This is a genomic window from Streptomyces sp. GQ60 (assembly GCF_059758875.1).
Map to the genome: position 1 here is coordinate 73,275 of NZ_JCAXEG010000013.1, position 23,621 is coordinate 96,895.

Genomic DNA, 23,621 nt, shown 5'->3' on the forward strand with positions numbered 1-23,621 from the left:
TCTCCGTAGCTACAGTTCGAGCTACAGCTCGAATTGAGTGCCGATCCTGGCAGAGGTACACCCCTCGGCCAAGTGATTCCGTTGTTTCCTTTTGATTACGCGACGGAATCGGTCGACCATGTGTCGAGGCGCGCCCGAAATCCCGTACGAAGTGTCCGCTGCTCCTGCGAGACTCGCATGCATGGAGAAGATCGAGGAACTGATCGGGCAGGTCAGCCGGGGTGAGCGGCCGAAGTTCCTGCCGTTCTGGGGACACCGTCCGCGGCCCGACGGAACGCTCGGACCGAGCTGCCTCAGCCAGTGGTGGCCGTCCGAGTTCACCGTGGGTGACGTGCGGTACGCCACGGCCGAGCACTGGATGATGGCCGGAAAGGCGCGCCTGTTCGAGGACGCCGAGGCGGAGCGGGCGGCTCTGGAGGCGAAGAGTCCGGCGGCCGCGAAGAAGGCCGGGCGGCTGGTGCGCGGCTTCGACGACGTGGTGTGGGAGCGGGAGCGGTTCGCGCTGGTGGTGGAGGGCAGCGTGCACAAGTTCGGCTCCGATCCGGCACTGGCCTCGTACCTGCTCTCGACCGGGAAGCGGGTCCTGGTGGAGGCCAGCCCGATGGACCGGATCTGGGGCATAGGACTGGCCGCCGACGACGAGCGCGCGCTGGACCCGGCGCGCTGGCGCGGCCTGAACCTGCTGGGCTTCGCCCTCATGGAGGCGCGCGAGCGGCTGCGGGCGGAGCTTTAATCGCTCGCGGACGCGGGGGAAAGGCGTCTAGCGTGATCCTTGTCCAGGTGCGCAGGTGAGACCTACTTCCACTGTTAATGGGGCGGCCGCGGGTTCGAGTCCCGTCACCGGCTTCGGGCCGGTGTAGCTCAGTTGGTAGAGCACCACGTGGTTTCGCCGACCTCGATCTCTGGACACTGCTTCACGCACCTCCCGGTGCGCGGGCTGCGGCTCCTTCTTTTGCAGAGAAATCCAAGCCGCCGCCACCTTGATCTCGGGAGGCGCACGTACGGGAAGCCCGGTGCGCAGACAACGGTTACTTCTCCGGATCAGCGGGTCGCGGGTTCGAGTCCCGCCCGGCTCCGGCCGGTAGCTCAGATGGTGAGAGCAGCTGACACAAGTCCGTCGTCGACTTCCGATCTCGGGCCTCCCGTACGTCACGCCTCCCCCGGTTTCAACTGAATTCGGGGGGATTCACATGGTCCGCTTCAATCTGCTCCGCTCCAAGGCGGCGCCCACCGCACCCGCACCCGCCTCACCGGTCCGCTCGACGGGCCGCCGCGCAGCCAACGGCCACGGCAGCCCCGGCTTCGTGCGCGATCCGCGCTCCGAGCTGTTCCTGCTCGCCGTCGCCAACTTCGTGACGCAGCAGACCGCTTACGAGTCCGGCGAGGCCCGCGACGGCCGGTTCGGCGCGCTCGTGCGCACCCTTGCCGTGGAGGACCCCGAGTGGACCGCCGGTCTGCTCGGCTGGCTTCGCCGCGACGGCAACATGCGGACGGCTTCGCTCGTCGGCGCCGCCGAGTACGTCAAGGCGCGGCTCGACGCCGGAGCGACCGGCGGGCCGTCGAACCGGCAGGTCGTGGACTCCGTCCTGCTGCGCGCGGACGAGCCCGGCGAGCTGCTCGCCTACTGGACGGCCGCGTACGGGCGGAACGTGCCCAAGCCCGTCAAGCGCGGGATCGCCGACGCGGTGCGCCGCCTCTACTCCGGCAACTCGCTGCTGAAGTACGACACCGCCTCCCGGGGCTACCGCTTCGGCGACGTCCTCAACCTCGTGCACGCCTCCCCCGACCCGGCCAAGCCCTGGCAGGGCGAGCTGTTCCGGTACGCCCTCGACCGCCGGCACAACCCGGAGACCGCCGAGGTCCCGCCGGGCAACCGCACCCTGCTCGCGCACCGGGCCCTGATGGAGCTGCCCGTGGCGGAGCGCCGGGCCGTGGTCACCGCGGCGGACGGAGCCGGGCGGCTCGCCGCGGCGGGCATGACCTGGGAGGCGCTGGCCGGCTGGCTCCAGGGGCCGATGGACGCGGCCGCCTGGGAGGCGGTCATCCCGTCCATGGGCGCGATGGCGCTGCTGCGCAACCTGCGCAACTTCGACGAGGCCGGGGTGTCGGACGCGGTGGCCGAGCGGGTCGCGGCGAAGATCTCCGACCCGGAGACCGTCGCCCGGGCCCGGCAGTTCCCCTTCCGCTACCTGGCCGCCCACCAGCACGCACCCTCGCTGCGCTGGGCGTACCCGCTGGAGCGGGCGCTGGGCCACTCCCTGGCCCACGTACCGTCCCTGCCCGGGCGGACGCTGGTCCTGGTGGACCGGTCCGGGTCGATGTGGTCGCCGCTGTCGGACCGCTCGCAGCTCAACCGGGCCGACGCGGGGGCCGTCTTCGGGACGGCGCTGGCGCTGCGCGCCGAGGACGCGGACCTGGTGCAGTTCGGCTCCACCAGCAAGGTGGTCGGCTTCCGGCGGGGCGAGTCGGTGCTGAAGGTGCTGGAGCGGTTCCGGGACCTCGGCGGCACCTGCACGGCGGAGGCGGTGCGCGCGCACTACGCCGGGCACGACCGGGTCCTGATCGTCACCGACGAGCAGGCCGCGTACGCCTACGGCGGCGATCCGACGGCCCTGGTGCCGGACACGGTCCCGGTCTACACCTGGAACCTCGCCGGGTACCGGGTGGGCCACGCGCCCTCCGGGTCCGCGAACCGGCACACCTTCGGCGGGCTCACCGACGCGGCCTTCCGCATGGTGTCCCTGATCGAGGACGGCCGGGACGCCACGTGGCCGTGGGTGACCGCGCGGCCGGACACGGCCGCCTGACAGCTCGGCGCGAGGGCCGGGCGGGACGCGCGCGTCCCGCCCGGCCCTCCGCCGTGCCCGCCGGGCGCGGGTCAACCCCGGTGGAGCACCTGCGTGTTGTCGTACGAAGACGAGAACTCCGAGTCGTAGTCGGAGCCGCCGTCCTCGGACATGACGGCGACGACGACGAAGAACACGATGAACGCGCAGCTGATCACGATGCCGACCGCGCCGGTGATGATGCCGGCCAGCGCCATGCCCTCGTTGTCGGCCTCCTGGCGCTTGGCCTTGCCGCGGCCCAGCACGCCGAAGATGACGGCCGGGACGCCGAACAGGAGGCCGAAGTAGCACGTGACCACGGAGAGGATCCCGAGCACGAGCGCGGTGACCCCGAACCCGTTGCTCCTGGGCGGGTACACCGGGTATCCGCCGCCTCCCGGGTAACCGGGGTAGCCCTGGTAACCGGGGTAGCCCTGGTATCCGGGCTGCTGAACCGGCTGCTGCGCGGCGGGATATCCGTACCCCGCGGAATCCGGCTGGGCCGGGTACCCGTAGGCGGGCGTCTGCCCCGGCTGGGGCACGGGCGCCCCGGCGGGTATCGGGCCGGTCCCGGCCGGCGGCGTCTGCCCGGGAAGCGGCGCGCCCGGGTGGCCGCCCGGGTGGCCGCCCGCCCCCGGCATCCCCGTGACGGTCTGCTGGTCGTGCACCCCCGGAACCCCTGGCGCCCCCGACGCCCCCGGCCCGCCCTGCTGTTTGCCCAGATCGACCGCGGGCTGCTCCGGCGGCGCCCAGGGGTCTCGCGACTCGGGGCTCTGATCGGTCATACGGCGCCCCCCTCTCGTACGGCCATGCTAAGCGCTCCCTCCGACAGGCCCCTTCCGCTGCGCGGGTCCTGCCTACGATGAAGCCCGTTCCATCCGCACCGCGTCCTCCGGAGGCACCCTCATGTCCGACCTGCACCCCTTCATCGCGGGGCTGCCCAAGGCAGAACTGCACGTCCACCACGTCGGCTCGGCCTCCCCCCGCATCGTGGCCGAACTCGCTTCCCGGCACCCCGACTCCAAGGTCCCCACGGACCCCGAGGCCATCGCCGACTACTTCACCTTCACCGACTTCGCGCACTTCATCGAGGTCTACCTCTCCGTCGTCGACCTGGTCCGCACCCCCGACGACGTGCGCGACCTCACCTTCGAGATCGCCCGCGACATGGCCCGGCAGAACATCCGGTACGCCGAGCTCACCATCACCCCGTACTCCTCCACGCGCCGCGGGATCGACGAGAAGGCCTTCATGGAGGCCATCGAGGACGCCCGCAAGGCCGCCGAGGCCGAGCTCGGCGTGATCCTGCGCTGGTGCTTCGACATCCCCGGCGAAGCCGGCCAGGAGGCCGCCGCGGAGACCGCCCGCCTCGCCCTGGACCTGCGCCCCGAGGGCCTGGTCTCCTTCGGCCTGGGCGGCCCGGAGGTCGGGGTGCCGCGCCCGCAGTTCAAGCCGTACTTCGACGCCGCCCGTGCCGCCGGACTGCACAGCGTGCCGCACGCCGGCGAGACCACCGGCCCGGAGACCATCTGGGACGCGATCCGCGAGCTGGGCGCCGAGCGCATCGGCCACGGCACCAGCGCCACCCGGGACCCGGAGCTGCTCGCCCACCTCGCCGAGCACCGCATCGCGCTGGAGGTCTGCCCCACCTCCAACATCGCCACCCGCGCCGTCGCCACCCTCGACGAGCACCCCCTCAAGGAGATGGTGGCGGCCGGCGTGCTCGTCACCATCAACAGCGACGACCCGCCGATGTTCGGCTCCGACCTCAACAACGAGTACGCGGTGGCCGCGCGGCTCCTGGACCTGGACGAGCGCGGCCTCGCCCAGCTCGCGAAGAACGCCGTCGAGGCCTCCTTCCTGGACCCGGCCGGCAAGGCGAAGCTCACCGCCGAGATCGACACGTACACCTCCGCCTGGCTGGCTTCCTGACGCTTGCGCAGAATGGGTGCATGCGCACCCTGACTGCCGTAGGCCACCGCGGGGATCCCTACCGCGTCCGCGAGAACACCCTGCCCTCGATCCGCTCCGCCTTCGACCGGGGGGCGGACGCGGTGGAGATCGACGTGCGGATGACCCGCGACGGGGTCCCCGTACTGCTCCACGACGAGGACCTCCAGCGGCTGTGGGGCCATGAGGTGCGGCTCGAAGACGTGACGGCCCCGCAGCTGAAGGAGCTGGCGGACGGCGCGATCCCGACCCTGCGCGACGCCCTGATGGCCGCCGGTGCGGGCCGGGTCATGATCGACCTGCCGGGTGCGACGGCCGAGACCGTACGGACCGTCGTCGGCCAGGTCCGCGAGTGCGGGGCCCGCGACCGTACGTACTACTGCGCGGGCCCGGCCACCATGCTGGCGGTGCGCGCCGCCGATCCGGGCGCCGAGATCGCGCTGACGTGGACGACCCTGGCTCCCCCGCGCCGGGTGCTGATCGACGCGGTGGCGCCGACCTGGCTCAACTACCGCTTCGGGCTGGTCGGGCCGGAGCTGGTGGACGCCCTGCACCGGGACGGCCTGCTGGTGTCGGCCTGGACCCCGGACACCAAGCGCGCGATGCGCGCGCTGGTCAAGGCGGGGGTGGACGCGATCACGACGAACCGGGTGGACGCGCTGGGAGCCGTACGGGCCGAGCTCGGCCGGTGATACGGGCCTGGGGGGAGCTCGGGGCGTGGATCCGGCGGGCCGGGCCGCGCCGGCAGGACCTGGGGCTGACGCTGCTGGTGCAACTGGCCGTCACGATGCCCTTCGTGGTGCCCCGGCCGGCCGGGTCGCCGCCCGCGGACTGGGCCTCGTACGCGATGACCACGCTCGGCGTGCTGCCGCTGATCTGGCGGCGGCGGGCTCCGGTGACGGTGCTGGTCGCGATCCTGGTGGCCGGCGGGGTGTACAACCTGGGCGGCGACGGCCCGGGGCAGCCGCTTCCGTACGCGGGACTGCTCGCCTTCTACACGGTCGCCCTGCAGTGCGCGACCCGGGTGCGGCTGGCGGTCGGCGGGCTCACGGTCCTCACGGTCGCCCTGTCGGTGTACTGGAACACCGGAACCGCGCGCGAACTGCTCTTCACCTTCTTCGTCTCCGGGGCCGCGTACGCGCTGGGCCGGCTCCAGCACACCCGGCAGGCGTACACGGCGGCCCTCCTGGACCGGGCCGCCCAGCTGGAGCGGGCCAACCGGATCGAGGCGGAGCAGGCGGCCGCCCGCGAACGGGCCCGGATCGCACGGGAGATGCACGACATCCTCTCGCACGCGGTCAGCATCATGATCGTGCAGGCGGAGGCCGGTCCGGTGGCCGTGCGCAGGGCCCCCGAGCGGGCCGAGGCGGCGTTCGAGGCCATCGCGGAGACGGGCCGGGACGCGATGGCGCAGCTCCGCACGATGCTGGGGGTGCTGCGCACCGACGAGGCGGCGCCGCGCTCGCCGCAGCCCGGCATCGGGGAGCTGGCGGGGCTGCTGGAGCGGGTCCGGGGCAGCGGGCCGGAGGTGACCTTCGAGCGCACGGGCTCGGTGCGCGCCCTGCCGGCGGCGCTGGAGGCGACGGTGCACCGGGTGGTGCAGGAGGCGCTGACCAATGTGGTCAAGCACGCCGGGGCTTCGACGGTGGCCGTGCGCCTGGAGTACGGGGAGCGGGACCTCACCGTGACGGTCGCGGACGACGGGCGGGGTCCGGACCCGGTCGCCGGAGCCCGTGGCGGCTCCGTGGTGCCCCCCGCGCGAGCGGGCGGGCACGGCCTGATCGGCATCCGGGAGCGGGCCGCCGCCCACGGGGGCACCGCCCGGACGGGTCCCGGTCCGGACGGCAGCGGCTTCGAGGTGCGGGTGGTGCTTGTAACGTCGGGCGCGGAGGTGGGGAAGTGACGATCCGTGTGGTGGTGGCCGACGACCAGGAACTGGTGCGCAGCGGCTTCGCGATGATCCTGGACGTCCAGGAGGACATCGAGGTGGTGGCGGAGGTCGGGGACGGGGCGGCGGCGGTCGCGGCGGTACGGTCCCTCGCGCCCGACGTGGCGCTGCTGGACGTCCGGATGCCGGTGCTGGACGGGATCGAGGCGTGCCGGGAGATCTCGGGGACGAGTTCCTGCCGGACGGTGATGCTGACGACCTTCGACTCGGACGAGTACGTGTACGAGGCGCTGCACGCGGGGGCCAGCGGGTTCCTGCTCAAGGACGTGCGGCGGGACGATCTGGTGCACGCCGTACGGGTGGTGGCGGCGGGCGAGTCCCTGCTGGCGCCTTCGGTGGCCCGGCGGCTGATCGCGGAGTACACGGCGGCGACGGCCCGCCCGGCGGCCGGCGAGGCGCTGTCCGCGGAGCGGCTGGAGGTGCTGACGGCCCGCGAGCGCGAGACGCTGCTGCACCTGGGGCGTGGGCTGTCGAACGCGGAGCTCGCGGTGGAGCTGATGGTGAGCGAGCACACGGTGAAATCGCATGTGGGCAACGTGCTGTCGAAGCTGGGGCTGCGGGACCGGATCCAGGCGGTGATCTGCGCGTACGAGACGGGTCTGGTCGCGGCTGGCTCTCAGGTATCTCCCTCTGGGGAGTGAGACGAGGCGGACCTCCTCGCTCTGGGGGGCGAGTTGTCGTACCGGAAAAGACCCCTCTCGGTGGTGATCCGCAACTACCCCTGTGACCAGCAGCATTGAGGTCATCGGGGCGGAAGTCGCCCGGAGAGCCGACAGGGGGATCCCACCATGAACGCAACGACCCGCACACTGATCGCCACCGCGCTGGTCCTGGGCGTCGCGGCCGGACCGGCCGTCGCCCAGGCCGGCCCGGCGCGGGCTTCGGCTGCCTCGGACCCGGCCGCCGTGCGGAGCCCGGCATCGCGGGATGCGACCCCGCAGGCTCCGACCCCGCCTGCTTCGACGCCGCAGGTTTCGACCCCGCCGAACGCCACGGCGCTGGAGCGGGCGATCGCGGGGCTCGGGGCGGGGCACGAGGAGGCGACGGCCGCGCTGGTACGGGTGGGCGGCACGAGCGGTGGCTGGCAGGGGAGTTCCGGTGTAGCGGACATCCGCACCGGGCGCGAGGCGATCGAGGAGGGCCGGTTCCGGGCCGGCTCGGTGACCAAGGCCTTCACCTCGGCGGTGGTGCTCCAGCTCGCGGCCGAGGGCAAGGTGGACCTCGACGGGCCGGTCCGCCGGTACCTGCCCGGGACCGTCCCCGAGGCGTACGGCACGGTCACCGTCCGGCAGCTGCTCAACCACACCAGCGGGATACCGGCGGCCGGCGGTCCGGGCGATTCCTTCGAGGCCCAGTGGGAGCACCGCTTCGACGTGACCGATCCGCACTGGCAGATCGCCGACGCGGTGGCCAAGAGCCGCGAGTTCGTCCCGGGCACGGCCCAGCACTACCTGAACATCAACTACACGGTGCTGGGCGCGCTCATCGAGAAGGTGACCGGCACGACGTACGAGGAGGCGGTCGGGGCGCGGGTCCTGAAGCCGCTGGGGCTGCGGGACACCTCGTTCCCGGGCCGTTTCCAGACCCGCATACCGGGTCGCCACAACCACGGGTACCAGGCGGTGGTGCGGGCGGACGGTTCCACCGAGCTGCGGGACGTGACCCGGTGGAACTCCTCGGACCGGTGGGCGGCGGGCGACATCATCTCCACCACGGCCGACCTGGAGCGGTTCACCGTCGCCCTGTTCAGCGGACGCCTCGTGCCGGCGGCGCAGCTGGAGGAGATGTTCACGGTCCCCGCGGTGAAGGACTTCGCCACGGGCGAGGCCGCGACGATGACGGCCGGCATGTCGCGGATCACGCTGCCCGACGGCACGGTCGCCTGGGGCAAGACGGGCGGCCGGCACGGCTACAACACGGCGATAGGCGGGACCCGCGACCTGTCCCGCACCCTCGTGTACTCGGTCAACTCAACCGACGCCAAGGGCCGGGACATGAACCCGGTCGCCCTCGCCGTCGTGCTGGCCGCCTTCGCCCGTTGACGGCATGGCCTCCAGCCGCTTGATCATGCGCCGCAGGATCAGCAGCGGGACCACTCCGAAGACGCCGAACGAGATGTCGATCAGCGACCACCAGACAGGAATGCCCCGGATGGGCCCGCAGATCAGGGCCAGGGGGACGATGCCGGCGCAGGCGATCATGCCGGCCTCGACGATCCAGATGTTGCGGACGGGGTCGCGGTGGACTCCGTAGAAGAAGACGGCGATCACCAGGTGGGCGAAGGCGAGCCAGTCCGTGCCGTAGAGGAGGAAGGGGTACTCGGAGTCCGCCCGCTCCAGCCCGTCGCCGACACGGCGGAGCCACTCGTGGTCCACCAGGGCATTGGCCCAGCGGAGTTCGCTCACCAAGGGGAAGGCGGTGAGTCCGCTCAGCACCAGGCAGACGAGGAACAGGGCAAGCCAGGCACGGATCCGCCGCTGAAGGGCGCTTCTCTCGCTCATGGAAGGAAGCCTACGCAGCTTTCTGAACATGTTCAGCAGATTTGCTGAACATGTTCAGTTCTGTGGCCGGACCAGACCGGCCCCGGCCCTCAGAGGCCGACGATGCCGTTCCAGCGCTTCGCGAAGGGCGAGCGCTCCGCCGAGGAGATGTCACGGGCGACGACGAGCCGCTTGCGCATCTCGTCATCCGGGAAGATCAGCGGGTTCTCGGCCAGTTCGGCGGTCTCCTGGTCGTCGGAGGCGGCCAGTACGTCACGGGCGGCCGGGACCGGGCAGACGTAGTTGACGTAGGCGGCGAGCAGCGCGGCCACCTCCGGGTCGTAGTAGAAGTCGATCAGGGCTTCCGCGTTGGCCTTGTGCCGGGCGAGGTTGGGGACGAGCAGGCTCTCCGCCCAGAGCTCGCCGCCTTCCTCGGGAACCACGAACTCGATGTCGGGGTTGTCGGCCTGAAGCTGGATCACGTCTCCGGAGTAGGCCTGGCAGGCCAGTACGTCGCCCTTGCCGAGATCGGAGGTGTAGTCGTTGCCGGTGAAGCGGCGAATGTGCTTCTTCTTCACCATGCTCTCCACCTGGTCGCACATCCGGTGGAAGTCGGATTCGGTCCACTGGGTGACGTCGACGCCGTTGCCCTGCATCAGCAGGGAGAAGGACTCGTCGAGGCCGGAGAAGAGCGTGACCTTGCCGGCCAGGTCCGGCTGCCACAGGTCCTTGACCGACTTGATCTCCCGGCCGAGGGCCTTGCGGTTGTAGGCGATGCCGGTGATCCCCGACTGCCAGGGGACGGTGTGCAGCCGGCCCTCGTCGAAGGCCGGGGAGCGCAGCTGCGGGTCCAGGTGCCTGGCCACGTTCGCCTGCGCCGAGCGGTCCATCTTCTGGGCCCAGCCCAGGCGGACGAAGCGGGCGGCCATCCAGTCGCTGACCACGACCAGGTCGTGACCGGTCTGCCGGCGGTTCATCAGCGACGGGCTGATCTTGCCGAAGAACTCGTCGTTGTCGTTGATCTCCTCGGTGTACCGGACCTCGATGCCGGTCTTCTCGGCGAAGGCGTCCAGCGTCGGACGCCTGCTCTCGTCCTCTTCGTCGGTGTCGATGTAGAGGGGCCAGTTGGAGAAGGAGACGCTCCGGTCGCTCCCGGAGTGGTCCTGCCCCTCCCGCCGGCTCTCGGGGACGTACGCGGCGGGGACACCACAGCCGGGAAGGGCGGCCAGCAGCCCCGCGGCACCGAGGCCGCGCAGCGCCGCGCGACGGGAAAAGGCGAGTTCAGGCATGGGAGGAGCCTTGTGGAACGCCGAAGGGGCGGGCAATAGACAAGGTGTCTACTACCCGCCCCTTCAAGGCTGTGACCTGGTCGGTGCGGCGGCCGGCGGGCCGCCCGCCCGGCTCCGGGTCAGCCGTCGAGCGAGGTCATGACGTGCTTGATGCGCGTGTAGTCCTCGAAGCCGTAGGCGGAGAGGTCCTTGCCGTAGCCGGACTTCTTGTACCCGCCGTGCGGCATCTCGGCGACGAGCGGGATGTGGGTGTTGATCCACACGCAGCCGAAGTCGAGGTTCTTGGACATCCGCATCGCGCGGCCGTGGTCCTTGGTCCACACGGACGAGGCGAGGGCGAACTCGACGTCGTTCGCGTACGCCAGGGCCTGGCCCTCGTCCGTGAAGGACTGGACCGTGATGACGGGGCCGAAGACCTCGTTCTGGATGATCTCGTCGTCCTGCTTGAGGCCGGAGACCACGGTCGGGGCGTAGAAGTAGCCCTTCTCGCCGACCTGGTGGCCGCCCGCCTCGACCTTGGCGTGGGCGGGGAGGCGCTCGATGAAGCCCGCGACCTGCTTGAGCTGGTTCGGGTTGTTCAGCGGGCCGTAGAGCACGTCCTCGTCGTCCGGCTGGCCGGTCTTGGTGTCGGCCGCGTTCTTGGCCAGCGCCGCGACGAACTCGTCGTGGATCGACTCGTGGACCAGTACCCGGCAGGCCGCGGTGCAGTCCTGGCCGGCGTTGAAGAAGCCCGCGACCGCGATGTCCTCGGCGGCCTTGGCGATGTCGGCGTCCTCGAAGACCACGACGGGGGCCTTGCCGCCCAGCTCCAGGTGGACGCGCTTGACGTCCTTGGAGGCGCTCTCGGCGACCTGCATGCCCGCGCGCACCGAGCCGGTGATGGAGGCCATCGCCGGAGTGCGGTGCTCGACCATGGCGCGGCCGGTGTCGCGGTCGCCGCAGACGACGTTGAAGACGCCCTTGGGCAGGATCGAGCCGATGATCTCGGCCATCAGGATGGTGGAGGCCGGGGTGGTGTCCGAGGGCTTGAGGACCACGGTGTTGCCCGCGGCCAGGGCCGGGGCGAACTTCCAGACGGCCATCATCATCGGGTAGTTCCACGGCGCGACCTGGGCGCAGACACCGACCGGCTCACGGCGGACGATCGAGGTCATCCCCTCCATGTACTCGCCGGCCGAGCGGCCCTCGAGCAGGCGCGCGGCGCCCGCGAAGAAGCGGATCTGGTCCACCATCGGCGGCAGCTCCTCGCTGGCCGTGAGGCCGAGGGGCTTGCCGGTGTTCTCCGATTCGGTGGCGACCAGCTCGTCCGCGCGGGCCTCGAAGGCGTCCGCGATCTTCAGCAGGGCCTTCTGGCGGTCGGAGGGGGTCGCGTCGCGCCAGGCCGGGAAGGCCGCGGCGGCGGCGGCCATGGCGGCGTCGACGTCCGCCTGGCCGGAGAGGGGAGCGGTCGCGTACGCCTCGCCCGTGGCGGGGTTGACCACCTCGGTGGTCCGCCCGTCGGCGGCGTCCTTGAACTCCCCGCCGATGTAGTTGCGCAGACGACGCAGTTCGGTGGTCACTACAGCCACACTCCTGTGATCACATGTCCAGTGGTTGAGACAGCTACTCAGCCTAGTCTCTCAGACGCCGTTTTCGACAGGCCTACGCATCACGAACTACGGAATCAGTGAGATCCGACTCTCCAAACAACGAATTACATCGTTCTCGCCTTGCGGAACAGACGACTCCTCGTGCACAGTGAGGTCGTGGTCAGTCGAAGCGCAGATTCCAGGAACAGACAACCGTCCCCTTCGGTCGATGCTGTGTCCCTGGCGATCATCGAGCAACTGCAAGAGGACGGTCGCCGTCCTTACGCGGCGATCGGCAAGGCCGTCGGCCTGTCCGAAGCAGCGGTGCGCCAGCGAGTACAGAAGCTGCTCGACCAGGGCGTCATGCAGATCGTCGCCGTCACCGACCCGCTCACCGTGGGGCTCCGGCGCCAGGCGATGGTCGGCATCAACGTCGAGGGAGACCTCGACCCGGTGGCCGACGCGCTGACCGCGATGGCCGAGTGCGAGTACGTGGTGATGACCGCGGGCTCGTTCGACCTGATGGTGGAGATCGTCTGCGAGGACGACGACCACCTGCTCGAAACGATCAACAAGAAGATCCGCGCGCTCCCCGGCGTGCGATCAACCGAAAGCTTCGTTTACCTGAAGCTGAAGAAGCAGACCTACATGTGGGGAACGCGATAGCCGTGAGCCAGGACCTCTCCAAGACCGCCTACGACCACCTGTGGATGCACTTCACCCGCATGTCGTCGTACGAGAACTCGCCCGTACCCACCATCGTGCGCGGCGAGGGCACTTACATCTTCGACGACAAGGGCAAGCGCTACCTGGACGGTCTCGCCGGCCTGTTCGTGGTCAACGCCGGTCACGGCCGCAAGGAACTGGCCGAGGTCGCGTACAAGCAGGCCCAGGAACTCGCGTTCTTCCCCATCTGGTCGTACGCGCACCCCAAGGCAGTCGAGCTCGCCGAGCGCCTCGCGCACTACGCCCCGGGCGACCTGAACAAGGTCTTCTTCACCACCGGTGGCGGCGAAGCGGTCGAGACCGCGTGGAAGCTCGCCAAGCAGTACTTCAAGCTGCAGGGCAAGCACACCAAGTACAAGGTCATCTCGCGTGCGGTCGCCTACCACGGCACCCCGCAGGGCGCCCTGTCCATCACCGGCCTGCCGGCCCTCAAGGCCCCCTTCGAGCCGCTGGTCCCCGGCGCGCACAAGGTGGTCAACACCAACATCTACCGCGCCCCGATCTACGGCGACGACCCCGAGGCCTACGGCCGCTGGTGCGCCGACCAGATCGAGCAGGAGATCCTGTTCGAGGGCGCCGACACCGTCGCCGCCGTCTTCCTGGAGCCGGTGCAGAACGCCGGCGGCTGCTTCCCGCCGCCGCCCGGGTACTTCCAGCGGGTCCGCGAGATCTGCGACGAGTACGACGTCCTGCTCGTCTCCGACGAGACGATCTGCGCGTTCGGCCGCCTCGGCACGATGTTCGCCTGTGACAAGTTCGACTACATCCCGGACATGATCACTTGTGCGAAGGGCATGACCTCGGGCTACTCCCCGATCGGTGCCTGCATCATCTCGGACCGCCTCGCCGAGCCGTTCTACAAGGGTGACAACACCTTCCTGCACGGCTACACCTTCGGCGGACACCCGGTGTCCTCCGCGGTGGCGCTCGCCAACCTCGACATCTTCGACAAGGAAGGCCTCAACCAGCACGTGCTGGACAACGAGGACGCCTTCCGCTCGACGCTGGAGAAGCTGCACGACCTGCCGATCGTCGGCGACGTCCGCGGCAACGGCTACTTCTACGGCATCGAGCTCGTCAAGGACAAGGTCACCAAGGAGTCCTTCACGGACGAGGAGACGGAGCGCGTGCTCTACGGCTTCCTCTCCAAGGCGCTCTTCGAGAACGGCCTGTACTGCCGCGCCGACGACCGTGGCGACCCGGTCATCCAGCTGGCCCCGCCGCTGATCGCCGACCAGGGCACCTTCGACGAGATCGAGGGCATCCTGCGCCGCGTGCTCACCGAGGCCTGGACCAAGCTCTAACCAGCCCGGTCCTCCCACCGTCCCGCAGGCGGCACACTGCCGGACCACACGGCCCGGATCCTCCGTTCGAGTGAGAACGCGGGGGTCCGGGCCGTGTGCTGTCACCATCCAAGACGTTCATCTCTTTACATCTCATTGCGGTGCCAGTGACCAAGCGGGCTCCGCTTCGTTCCCCCGGACGGAGGTGTACGCCATGGTGGCCACACGGGACAACGCTGCGCCGGACAACGCACGGCCGGACCATGCCCTGCCCCAGGACGATCTGCTCTGGGCACGGTCCCTTCACTACTCCCACAGGGGGTCCCCCCGGACGAAGTCCGGGGAAGGTTCGCCGGGACTCATCGGAGTCTCGATCGGCGTCCGCGCGGGAGAGGTCCTCGCCGTCACGGGCCCCCGCGGCAGCGGCAAGACCACGCTGCTGAGCTGCCTGTCCGGACAGTCGCGCCCCGAGCAGGGCGAGGTCTGGTTCAACAGCGTCCCCGTGCACACCATGGGCACCCTGGCCCGCGAGCGGCTGCGCCGCGACCGCTTCGGCTGGATCGGCCCCGAGCCGCGGCTGCTGCCGGAGCTCCGGGTGTGGGAGAACGCCGCCCTGCCGCTGCTGATCGCGGGCGTGCCCCACCGCACCGCCAAACGGGCCGCCTGCGAATGGCTGGACCGCCTCGACATCGGCGCCTTCGCCCGCAAGCACCCCGGCGCCCTCAACCGGTCCGAGTCCCAGCGCGTCGCCCTCGCCCGCGCCCTCGCGAACCTGCCCGCCGTGATCTTCGCCGACGAGCCCACCGCCCCGCTGCACCGCGCCGAGCGCTCCCTGCTGCTGCGCACGCTCACCACGGCCGCCCGCTCCCACGGCATCACCGTGCTGCTGGCCACCCACGACGAGGAGACCGCGGCCGTCGCCGACCGGCGGTTCGCCCTGCTCGACGGCCGGCCCGCCGCCGCGGCCGCCGCCGGGCTCTCACCGACCTCCTTCCCCCAGCCCCCGGAGGACCAGGCCGCGTGCTCGCTCTCCGCCTAGCCCGCGGCTCCCGGCCGCTGGTCCAGTTGCGCCGACTGCTCGTCGCCGCCGCCTCGGCCGGCAGCGGCTTCCTGCTGCTGTACGTGCTCGCGCAGGCCACGGCCCGGCCCGCCGGATCGTTCCCTCAGCTGCTGTGGGCGCTGGTCCCCCTCGCCGTCACCGTGCAGTTCGCCGTCGCCGTGGCCCGTACCGACCCCGCGACCCGGCCCCTCGAAGGGCTGGACGCCGCCGGGCTGGGACCCCTACGGCTCACCCTGGTCGCGACGATCTCCACCGCCGTGGCCTGCACCCTCGGCAGCGCCGTGGCCCTGGCCGTCTTCCTCCACCTGCGCGGGGACGTGACCGGGCTGCCCTTCGACGGCGCCGGGGCGCGACTGCTCCACGCCGGCCAGCCCCTGCCCGTGGCGGCCGCCCTCACCCTCTTGGCCCTGCTCCCACTGGCCGCCTCGATCGCCACCGCCCTCGCCCTGCGCCCGCACCCCCGGCCCGCGCCGCAGACCGCACTGCCCTGGGGCATCGCCCTCACCGCCTGCGGACTCGCCGCGCTGGCCTTCGCCCGCCCCGGCGGAACCGGCGTGCCGACGGGCTGGGCACTGACCGCCCTCGGACTCGCCCTCGCCGGTCCGGGCCTGGCCTACGCCTGCGGGGCACTCGTCCAGGCCGTCCGCCCGGGCGCGCTCCGGCTGCTGGCCGGGCGGGCCCTCCAGGAGGAGGCCCCCCGGCTGGGCGCACCCCTCGGCGTCCTGTGCGCCGTCGGGGCTGGCGCCCTCAGCGCCCTGGCCCTGCGCGGTCACGGCGGCCTCCAGGTCCCGCTCGGCCCGCTGACCGCGCCCGCCGCCGCCCTGGTGACGCTGTGCGCGGCCGCCACCCTGCTCACCTCCGCCCTCGAGGTCCGCCAGGCCCGGGCCGCCACCCGCGAGACGCTGACCGCGCTCGGCACCCCGGGCAAGGTCCTCCGTACGGCCGCGACCGTACGGGCCACGGCGCTGGTGGCCGTGTGCCTGCCGCTCAGCTGGGGTGTGTCGCAGCTGACGTCGCTGGCATTGACCCGCTGAGGCGGGCAGCCCTTAGGGTGGGCCGAATGCTCCACCCCTACATCGAGACCGAGATCGAGACCCTCGCCGAATTCGACCGGGTCGTGGCCCGCGGCTCGCTCAGCGGGTACCGCATCCAGTCGGTGAACCTGCTGGAGCGGACCTTCGCCCTGCTGTCCGCCGACACCTCGGCCGCCGTGTTCCTGGGCTGCGCGATGGAACCGGACGCCTCGGCCAAGGTGCGCGCGGACGGCGCCCTCGTCTTCCCGCCCGTCCCCGACCTCCCCTTCAACCCCTACCGGGGTCTGCTCTACACGGCCGAGGAGCTCTTCACCGGGCTGTCCGCCGGCTACGAGGCCACTCCGGACGCCGAGGCGTACGCCTGGTTCCAGGAGACGAAGGCGGACGGCGACATCTACTCCTCGATGCTGCGCTCCATCCACGACGACGCCATCTCCGACGCCCTCGACGAACACCTCGCCGGCGCCCGCGTCGTCGGTGTGATGGGCGGCCACGCCATGGCCCGCGGCGGCGACGCGTACCGCGGCGCGGCCGAACTCGGCCGGACGCTGGCCCGCTCCGGCCTGACCGTGGCCACCGGCGGCGGCCCCGGCGCGATGGAGGCGGCCAATCTCGGCGCGTACCTCGCCCCGGCCCCCGACGAGGCCCTGCCCGAAGCCCTGCGGATGCTGGCCAAGGCCCCCTCCTTCGTCCCGTCCGTCTCCGACTGGGCGCGCGCGGCCTTCGCCGTACGGGAACGCTGGCCGGCGGTCACGGGCGGCGACTCGGTGGGCATCCCGACCTGGTTCTACGGACACGAGCCGCCGAACCCCTTCGCCGGCCACATCGCGAAGTACTTCGCGAACGCCACCCGGGAGGACGGGCTGCTCGCCCGGTCCAACGCGGGCGTGGTGTTCCTGCCGGGCGCGGCGGGCACCGTCCAGGAGATATTCGACAACGCGACGCCCAACCACTACGAGTCCCGGGGCGAGCCGACCCCGATGATCCTGGTCGACCGCGTCCACTGGACCGAGCGGCTCCCTGCCTGGCCGCTGCTCCAGGCGCTGGCCCGGGGCCGGGCGATGGAGTCCCGGATCGCCCTGGTCGACTCGGTGTCCGAGGTCCCGGCCGCCCTCGCCGCGATGAAGTGACCCGGAGAACCTGACCCGGTCAGGCAACTCCTCTCCCCTTTTCCACGTCTGGAAGAGGTACGCACTACGTAAAACCTGCCAGACGTGAACGGAGCCCTCGGGTGCTCATAGGCCTGCTGACCGCTATCGCGGCGTCCATCTGCTACGGCACGGGATCCGTCCTGCAAGCCGTGGGTTCACGGCGGGCGGCCCGCATGTCGCCCGCCGCCGCCGGGGTCACCCAGCACGGCGGCCCGAACCTCACCTCCACGGCGAAGGCCGCGATGACCTGGGAGTTCATCGTCGGCACGATCCTGGACTTCGTGGGCTTCGGCCTGGGCGCGCTGGCCGCCCGCCTCCTGCCGCTCTTCCTGTCCCAAACGGTCATCAGCGCCAACCTGGTGATCACGGCCGTGCTGAGCGTCAAGCTGCTCGGCATCCGGCTGACCCGCAAGGAATGGACCTCGATCGGGGTCGTCTGCGCGGCGCTGGTCCTGCTGGCGACGGCGGCGGGCCACGAGGGCGGCCACTACGCACCGGCCGCCACGCACTGGTGGCTGCTGGCCGTGACCGTACTGATCATCGTGGGCGGCACGGTCGCGGTACGTTTCCTCGGCGCCCGGGCCGCGATCCTGGCGGGCCTGCTGTCGGGTCTGGCGTTCGGCGCGCTGGGCGTCGGGGTCCGGATCCTGAACGGCATCGAGCCGTTCTCCCTCACCGCGCTCCTCACCGACCCGGCCCTCTACGCCATCCTGCTGGCGGGGGTCGGCGGCATGTACCTGCACACCGTGGCGCTCCAGATCGGCTCGGTGAACGGCGCCACCGCCGCCCTGGTGGTCGGTGAAACCGTGCTCCCCGGCGCGATCGGCGTGCTCTGGCTCGGCGACGCGTCCCGCCCCGGCATGGCCTGGCTCGCGGTCCTCGGCTTCGTCCTGGCGGTGACCGGCGCGGTGGCGGTCGCCTGGTACGGCAACCACGAGGGCGCGGACGGAGACGTCCCCGTCCCGGAACCGGCTCCGATCGGCTGAAGGCACCATCGTCGGCGCTCGAGGCGCGGGTCCGGCTCCTCTGGCGGACCCCGCCCCGCGCGGCGGCCCTACTCCCCCGGCGGCCCTACTCCCCCGGCAGCACGACCACCTCGGCCGGAGCGAAGCCCACCGCGACCCGGTCCCCGACCCCCGGCGCCCCCGCCAGATCACATTCCGCCTCGAGCGTCGGCCCCGCCTCGGGCCGCAGCAGCAGCGCGACATGCGTTCCCCGGAAGGTCCGCGACACCACTTCGCACCCCAGCCCCGCGGGCGACAGCAGAACCCCCGCCGGCCGGATCAGGACTTGGCACTCCCCCGCCACGGCCCCGGCCGGAACAGCCACCTTCCCCCACGGAGTCGTGGCGACCCCGCGCGACACCACCGCCGGGACGACGTTCTCGAAGCCCAGGAACCGCGCCACGAACTCCGACGCCGGCCGCTGCCACACCTCCAGCGGGGTCCCGGCCTGCGCGATCCGCCCGTCCCGCATCACGACGACCCGGTCGGCCAGCGCGAACGCCTCGCCCTGGTCGTGCGTGACGGCCAGCACCGTCGTGCCCAGCCGCGAGAACAGCTCCCGCAGCTCCACCACGAGCCGCTCCCGCAGCCCCCGGTCCAGCTGCCCGAGCGGCTCGTCCAGCATCAGCAGCCGCGGCGAAGGCGCCAGCGCCCGCGCCAGCGCGACCCGCTGCTGCTCGCCGCCGGACAGCGAGGCCACCGCCCGGCCCTGCGCCCCGGGGAGCCCGACCAGCTCCAGGAGCTCGGTGACCCGGGCCTCGGAGGTCTGCTTCGAAGCCCTCCGCATCCGCAGTCCGAAGGCGACGTTGCCGCCCACGTCCCGGTGCGGGAACAGCTGGTGGTCCTGGAACATCAGGCCCACCCCCCGCCGGTGTACGGGCACCGCGGCCTGGTCGGCGCCGCCCAGGAGCACCCTCCCGGCGGCGACGGGCTGGAGCCCGGCCACCACCCGGAGCAGGGTGGACTTGCCGCTCCCACTGGGGCCCAGCACGCACACGATCTCGTGCTCGACTACCGCCAGGTCGACGGCGTCCACGACCGCGCGCTCACCGAAGCGGACCGACACCCCTTCCAGCTGAAGCAGGGTCATCAGAATTCTCCGGAGGTCTTGTCGGGTCGCAGCCGCTCCAGCAGGAGCAGGGACACCGCGCACGTCAGCATCAGGATCGTGCTCAGGGCCATCGCCTGCCCGTAGTTCATCTCCCCGGCCCGCCCCAGCAGCCGGGCCACGGCGACCGGCAGCGTCGGATGGTCGGGCCGCGCGATGAAGACGGTCGCCCCGAACTCCCCGAGGGACACCGCGAAGGCGAAGCCCGCCGCGATCAGCAGGGCCCGCCGCACCATCGGCAGGTCCACCTCCCGCCAGGCCCGCAGCGGTGAGGCCCCGAGCACGGCGGCGGCCTCCCGCAGCCGCCCGTCCACCGCTCGGAGCACCGGCAGCATGGTCCGTACGACGAAGGGAACGCCCACCAGCGCCTGCGCCAGCGGCACCAGGATCCACGAGGTCCGCAGGTCCAGCGGCGGCTCGTCGAGGGTGATGAGGAAGCCGAAGCCCACGGTCACGGCCGACACCCCCAGCGGGAGCATCAGCAGTGCGTCGAAGCCCCGTACGAAGCGGCCCGCGCGCCGGGTCAGCGCCGCGGCCGCGAGCCCGCCGACGAGCAGCGCGATGGCGGTGGCGGCGAGCGCGTACTGCAAGGAGTTCCAGATGGCCTCCATCGGCGGCACCAGGAACGTTCCGCCGCCGGCGCCCACCTCCTGGAGCGCCCGGTAGAAGCCGAAGCCGTAGCCGCCCGGGGCGTCGAGGGAGCGTTCCACGAGCACCCCGAGCGGGAGCACGATCAGCAGCGCCACCGTCAGCAGCACCCCGCCGAGCAGGGCGCGCTGGGCCGCGCCGCGAGGCCGGTGCGCCGTCCTGCTCGGGTCGACGAGCCGCAGCGCGGCCTCACGCTTGCGCACGGTCCAGGCGTGCACGCCGAGGATCGCGGCGATGGCGGCGAACTGCACCATCGTCAGCACCGCGGCCGTCGGCAGGTCCAGGAGCTGCGCGGTCTGCCGGTAGACCTCCACCTCCAGGGTGGAGTACGCGGGCCCGCCCAGGATCTGCACGACGCCGAAGGAGGAGAACGTGAACAGGAACACCATCAGCGAGGCGGCGGCCACCGCCGGGACCAGCGCGGGCAGCGTCACCCGCCGCCAGGCGGCGAACCGCCCGGCGCCCAGCACCCGGGCGGCCTCCTCCTGGCGCGGATCGAGCTGCGCCCACAATCCGCCGACCGTGCGGACGACCACGGCGTAGTTGAAGAAGACGTGGGCGAGCAGGATCGCCCAGACGGTCGTGTCGAGGCGGATCCCCCACACCTCGTCAAGAAGGCCGTTCCGCCCGACGAGCGCCAGGAACGCGGTGCCGACCACGACCGTCGGCAGCACGAACGGCACCGTCACGAGCGCCCGCAGCAGTTGTTTACCGGGGAACTCGAAGCGCGCGAAGACGTACGCGCCGGGGAGTGCGATCAGGAGCGTGAGCGCCGTGGACGCGAGCGCCTGCCAGGTGGTGAACCAGAGCACGTCGCCGATGTCGGGCCGGGCCAGCACCTCGCCGATCCGGCCGAACTGCCAGCCGTCGTCGGTCTTGAGCCCGCGCCCGACGATCGCGACGACGGGGTACGCGAAGAACAGCCCGAAGAAGGCGAGCGGCACGGCCATCAGACCGAGCCTGGCGGCCGTGGCCCGCCCGCTCTCCTTCGGAACCTTGCTCACTCGTCCTACTTCACGACGAGGGCGGTCCACGTCTTGACCCACTGGTCGCGGTTCTTGGCGATGGCCTCAGGGGCGACGGTCTCGGGCTTCTCGATGACGACGCCGTGCTTGGTGAACAGCTCCGGCAGCGCCGCGCTCTTGGTCACCGGGTTCACGAACATCTGGAGCGGCACGTCCTCCTGGAACTTCTTGGAGATCAGGAAGTCCAGGAGCGCCTTGCCGCCCTCCTCGTTCTTCGCGCCCTTGAGCAGGCCCGCGAACTCGGTCTGCCGGAAGCACGTGCCCGTCGCGACGCCCGTCGGGGCCTCGGCCGGCTGCGGCTCGCCGTAGAGCACCTCGACCGGCGGGCTGGAGGCGTAGGAGACGACCAGCGGGCGGTCGCCCTTGGCCTTCTTGCCGCCCGCCGAGCCGGAGAAGCGCTCGTTGTAGGCCTGCTCCCAGCCGTCGACGACCTCGACGCCGTTGGCCTTGAGCTTGGTCCAGTAGTCCTTCCAGCCCTCGTCGCCGTACTTGCCGACGGAGGCGAGGAGGAAGCCGAGGCCGGGCGAGGAGGTCGCGGCGTTCTCGGTGACCAGCAGGTTCTTGTACTCCGGCTTGATCAGGTCGTCCAGCGTCTGCGGCGGGGCGAGCTTCTTGTCTGCGAAGTACGCCTTGTCGTAGTTCACGCAGATGTCGCCGGAGTCGACGGGGGTGACCCGGTGCTCCTTGTCGAGCACGAACTCGGGCTTCACGTCAGCCAGCCCCTTGGCCTCGTACGGCGTGAAGATGCCGTTGTCGAGGGCCCGGGAGAGGAGCGTGTTGTCCACGCCGAAGAAGACGTCGCCGCGCGGGGAGCCCTTGGTGAGGATCTCCTGGTTCAGGGCCGCGCCCGCATCGCCCGACTTCAGGACCTTGACGGTGTAGCCGCTCTGCTGCTCGAACTCCTTGAGGACCGTGTCGGTCACGTTGAAGGAGTCGTGCGAGACGAGGGTGATCGTCTTGGACTTCGGGGCGTCGCTCGCCCCGGCGGACTTGTCCTTGGCGTCGCCGCCGCAGGCGCTGAGCGTGGTGACGCCGAGCGCGGCCACGAGCGCGACGCCCGCCATCTTCTTGGTGGTGCTCATTGGTGCATTCCTCCTGGGATGTCCAGGAGAAGACGCGGCCCCGCCCGGCGCTCTGTGGAGCGGACGCCGGGCAGGGCGCAACAGCTTGAGTGGTGACCGAACTTCCTACCCCGAATGACCGGGGCGAGGTTCAGAGGGTCTGCGGTGACGGTTACCGCACTCTCAGCGCTGTGGCGCTCCCCTGTCGGAATATGAAATTGGTTCGGCCACAGGGTACCCCGTGGCCGAAAGTAAACATCGCCTGGCGTAAATCAGCGCTCCGAGGCGGCGAGCTGGCCGCACGCGCCGTCGATCTCCTGACCACGGGTGTCGCGTACGGTGACCGGCACCCCGTGGCGGGCGATGGCCTCGACGAAGGCCTTCTCGTCCTCGGGCCGCGAGGCGGTCCACTTCGAGCCCGGCGTCGGGTTCAGCGGGATCAGGTTGACGTGCACGCGCTTGCCCTTGAGCAGCTTGCCGAGCAGGTCGCCACGCCACGCCTGGTCGTTGATGTCGCGGATCAGGGCGTACTCGATGGAGATCCGGCGGCCGGACTTCTCCGCGTACTCCCAGGCCGCGCCGAGCACCTCGCGGACGTTCCAGCGGGTGTTCACGGGCACCAGGGTGTCGCGCAGCTCGTCGTCCGGGGCGTGCAGGGAGACGGCGAGACGGCACTTGAAGCCCTCGTCGGCGAAGCGCAGCATCGCCGGGACCAGGCCCACGGTGGAGACGGTGATCCCGCGCTGGGACAGGCCCAGGCCGTCGGGCTCCGGGTCGGTGAGCCGGCGGATGGCGCCGACGACGCGGTTGTAGTTGGCGAGCGGCTCGCCCATGCCCATGAAGACGATGTTCGACAGCCGGGCGGGCCCGCCGGGGACCTCGCCGTCGCGCAGGGCGCGCATGCCGTCGACGATCTGGTGCACGATCTCGGCCGTCGACAGGTTGCGGTCGAGACCGGCCTGTCCGGTGGCGCAGAACGGGCAGTTCATGCCGCAGCCCGCCTGCGAGGAGATGCACATGGTGACCCGGTCCGGGTAGCGCATCAGCACGGACTCGACGAGCGTGCCGTCGTGCAGCTTCCACAGGGTCTTGCGGGTGGTGTCGTCGTCACAGGAGATGTGGCGGACGACGTTCATCAGGTCCGGCAGCAGCTCCTGCTGGAGCTTCTCGCGGGAGCCGGCGGGGATGTCGGTCCACTCGGCCGGGTCGTGCGCGTACCGGGCGAAGTAGTGCTGGGAGAGCTGCTTGGCCCGGAAGGGCTTCTCGCCGATCGCGGCGACCGCCTCCCGGCGCTCCTCGGGGGTGAGGTCGGCGAGGTGCCGGGGCGGCTTCTTCGCTCCACGAGGGGCGACGAAAGTGAGCTCTCCCGGGACTGGGCGGGCCATGGCAGGTACTCCTTGTAAGACGAAAGGCGCGCCGCAGAAGCAGCGCGCCTTCCAAGAGTAACCGCCCCGCCTGTAC

General features: G+C 71.4%; 21 protein-coding genes and 1 tRNA gene. 14 read left to right on the forward strand and 8 right to left on the reverse strand.

What is annotated here, in order from left to right; genetic code table 11:
• The first annotated feature begins 181 nt into the window (after positions 1–181).
• From ybiA to AC6CKD_RS27645, 3 genes are all read left to right on the forward strand, one after another.
• On the forward strand, positions 182–733 hold the full coding sequence (ybiA, locus tag AC6CKD_RS27635) for a riboflavin biosynthesis intermediates N-glycosidase (RefSeq protein WP_498330876.1): 552 nt from the start codon (positions 182–184) through the stop codon (positions 731–733).
• A 51-nt stretch (positions 734–784) separates the two neighbouring features.
• A tRNA-Ser gene (locus tag AC6CKD_RS27640) sits at positions 785–846 on the forward strand.
• A 344-nt stretch (positions 847–1,190) separates the two neighbouring features.
• Positions 1,191–2,807 carry a TROVE domain-containing protein gene (locus AC6CKD_RS27645; RefSeq protein ID WP_498330878.1) on the forward strand — a complete coding sequence of 539 codons (1,617 nt, stop codon included), beginning with the start codon at positions 1,191–1,193 and terminating at the stop codon, positions 2,805–2,807.
• Positions 2,808–2,878: 71 nt separating this feature from the next.
• On the opposite strand, the gene AC6CKD_RS27650 is transcribed toward AC6CKD_RS27645, so the two are convergent.
• Complete coding sequence (locus AC6CKD_RS27650; RefSeq protein ID WP_498330880.1) at positions 2,879–3,610, reverse strand: DUF4190 domain-containing protein; 732 nt, start codon at positions 3,608–3,610, stop codon at positions 2,879–2,881.
• Between the two features lie 121 nt (positions 3,611–3,731).
• On the opposite strand from AC6CKD_RS27650, the gene AC6CKD_RS27655 reads away from it, so the two are divergent.
• The 5 genes from AC6CKD_RS27655 (at position 3,732) to AC6CKD_RS27675 (ending at position 8,765) form a co-directional block, all read left to right on the forward strand.
• Positions 3,732–4,757, forward strand: a complete 1,026-nt coding sequence (locus AC6CKD_RS27655; protein WP_498330882.1) for an adenosine deaminase — start codon at positions 3,732–3,734, stop codon at positions 4,755–4,757.
• Positions 4,758–4,777: 20 nt separating this feature from the next.
• Positions 4,778–5,467 (forward strand): glycerophosphodiester phosphodiesterase, encoded by a 690-nt coding sequence (locus AC6CKD_RS27660; RefSeq protein ID WP_498330884.1) that lies wholly within the window; start codon positions 4,778–4,780, stop codon positions 5,465–5,467.
• Positions 5,464–6,678 carry a sensor histidine kinase gene (locus AC6CKD_RS27665; RefSeq protein WP_498330886.1) on the forward strand — a complete coding sequence of 405 codons (1,215 nt, stop codon included), beginning with the start codon at positions 5,464–5,466 and terminating at the stop codon, positions 6,676–6,678. The genes AC6CKD_RS27660 and AC6CKD_RS27665 overlap by 4 nt, the downstream gene beginning before the upstream one ends.
• Entirely contained in the window at positions 6,675–7,364 is a 690-nt protein-coding gene (locus AC6CKD_RS27670; RefSeq protein WP_498330888.1) for a response regulator transcription factor, read from the forward strand. The genes AC6CKD_RS27665 and AC6CKD_RS27670 overlap by 4 nt, the downstream gene beginning before the upstream one ends.
• A 147-nt stretch (positions 7,365–7,511) precedes the next feature.
• Positions 7,512–8,765: a serine hydrolase domain-containing protein gene (locus tag AC6CKD_RS27675; protein ID WP_498330890.1), complete on the forward strand. Its 1,254-nt coding sequence runs from the start codon at positions 7,512–7,514 to the stop codon at positions 8,763–8,765.
• On the opposite strand, the gene AC6CKD_RS27680 is transcribed toward AC6CKD_RS27675, so the two are convergent.
• The 3 genes from AC6CKD_RS27680 to AC6CKD_RS27690 form a co-directional block, all read right to left on the reverse strand.
• Positions 8,694–9,224, reverse strand: coding sequence for a hypothetical protein (locus AC6CKD_RS27680; protein WP_498330892.1), 531 nt, complete (start codon positions 9,222–9,224; stop codon positions 8,694–8,696). The genes AC6CKD_RS27675 and AC6CKD_RS27680 overlap by 72 nt on opposite strands.
• Positions 9,225–9,313: 89 nt before the next feature.
• Positions 9,314–10,492 (reverse strand): polyamine ABC transporter substrate-binding protein, encoded by a 1,179-nt coding sequence (locus tag AC6CKD_RS27685; RefSeq protein WP_498330894.1) that lies wholly within the window; start codon positions 10,490–10,492, stop codon positions 9,314–9,316.
• Positions 10,493–10,611: 119 nt separating this feature from the next.
• Positions 10,612–12,051 carry a gamma-aminobutyraldehyde dehydrogenase gene (locus AC6CKD_RS27690; RefSeq protein ID WP_498330895.1) on the reverse strand — a complete coding sequence of 480 codons (1,440 nt, stop codon included), beginning with the start codon at positions 12,049–12,051 and terminating at the stop codon, positions 10,612–10,614.
• Between the two features lie 171 nt (positions 12,052–12,222).
• Here AC6CKD_RS27690 and AC6CKD_RS27695 point away from each other — a divergent pair, with 171 nt between their 5' ends.
• The 6 genes from AC6CKD_RS27695 (at position 12,223) to AC6CKD_RS27720 (ending at position 18,300) form a co-directional block, all read left to right on the forward strand.
• Positions 12,223–12,726 (forward strand): Lrp/AsnC family transcriptional regulator, encoded by a 504-nt coding sequence (locus tag AC6CKD_RS27695; RefSeq protein ID WP_073910973.1) that lies wholly within the window; start codon positions 12,223–12,225, stop codon positions 12,724–12,726.
• On the forward strand, positions 12,711–14,090 hold the full coding sequence (locus AC6CKD_RS27700) for an aspartate aminotransferase family protein (protein WP_274549774.1): 1,380 nt from the start codon (positions 12,711–12,713) through the stop codon (positions 14,088–14,090). Before AC6CKD_RS27695 ends, AC6CKD_RS27700 begins: the two co-directional genes overlap by 16 nt.
• Before the next feature lie 193 nt (positions 14,091–14,283).
• Positions 14,284–15,108, forward strand: coding sequence for an ABC transporter ATP-binding protein (locus AC6CKD_RS27705; RefSeq protein WP_498330898.1), 825 nt, complete (start codon positions 14,284–14,286; stop codon positions 15,106–15,108).
• The gene (locus tag AC6CKD_RS27710) at positions 15,090–16,163 is read left to right on the forward strand and encodes a hypothetical protein (protein WP_498330899.1); all 1,074 of its coding nucleotides are present in this window, start codon (positions 15,090–15,092) and stop codon (positions 16,161–16,163) included. Before AC6CKD_RS27705 ends, AC6CKD_RS27710 begins: the two co-directional genes overlap by 19 nt.
• A 26-nt stretch (positions 16,164–16,189) precedes the next feature.
• Positions 16,190–17,293 carry an LOG family protein gene (locus AC6CKD_RS27715; RefSeq protein ID WP_498330900.1) on the forward strand — a complete coding sequence of 368 codons (1,104 nt, stop codon included), beginning with the start codon at positions 16,190–16,192 and terminating at the stop codon, positions 17,291–17,293.
• Between the two features lie 101 nt (positions 17,294–17,394).
• Positions 17,395–18,300, forward strand: coding sequence for a DMT family protein (locus tag AC6CKD_RS27720; RefSeq protein ID WP_498330901.1), 906 nt, complete (start codon positions 17,395–17,397; stop codon positions 18,298–18,300).
• An 85-nt stretch (positions 18,301–18,385) separates the two neighbouring features.
• On the opposite strand, the gene AC6CKD_RS27725 is transcribed toward AC6CKD_RS27720, so the two are convergent.
• From AC6CKD_RS27725 to rlmN, 4 genes are all read right to left on the reverse strand, one after another.
• Positions 18,386–19,408: an ABC transporter ATP-binding protein gene (locus tag AC6CKD_RS27725; protein WP_498330902.1), complete on the reverse strand. Its 1,023-nt coding sequence runs from the start codon at positions 19,406–19,408 to the stop codon at positions 18,386–18,388.
• Entirely contained in the window at positions 19,408–21,024 is a 1,617-nt protein-coding gene (locus AC6CKD_RS27730; protein ID WP_498331020.1) for an ABC transporter permease, read from the reverse strand. The genes AC6CKD_RS27725 and AC6CKD_RS27730 overlap by 1 nt, the downstream gene beginning before the upstream one ends.
• A 59-nt stretch (positions 21,025–21,083) precedes the next feature.
• Positions 21,084–22,181, reverse strand: coding sequence for a thiamine ABC transporter substrate-binding protein (locus AC6CKD_RS27735; protein ID WP_498330903.1), 1,098 nt, complete (start codon positions 22,179–22,181; stop codon positions 21,084–21,086).
• 251 nt (positions 22,182–22,432) lie between these two features.
• Positions 22,433–23,545: a dual-specificity RNA methyltransferase RlmN gene (rlmN, locus tag AC6CKD_RS27740; RefSeq protein WP_498330905.1), complete on the reverse strand. Its 1,113-nt coding sequence runs from the start codon at positions 23,543–23,545 to the stop codon at positions 22,433–22,435.
• Positions 23,546–23,621: the final 76 nt, after the last annotated feature.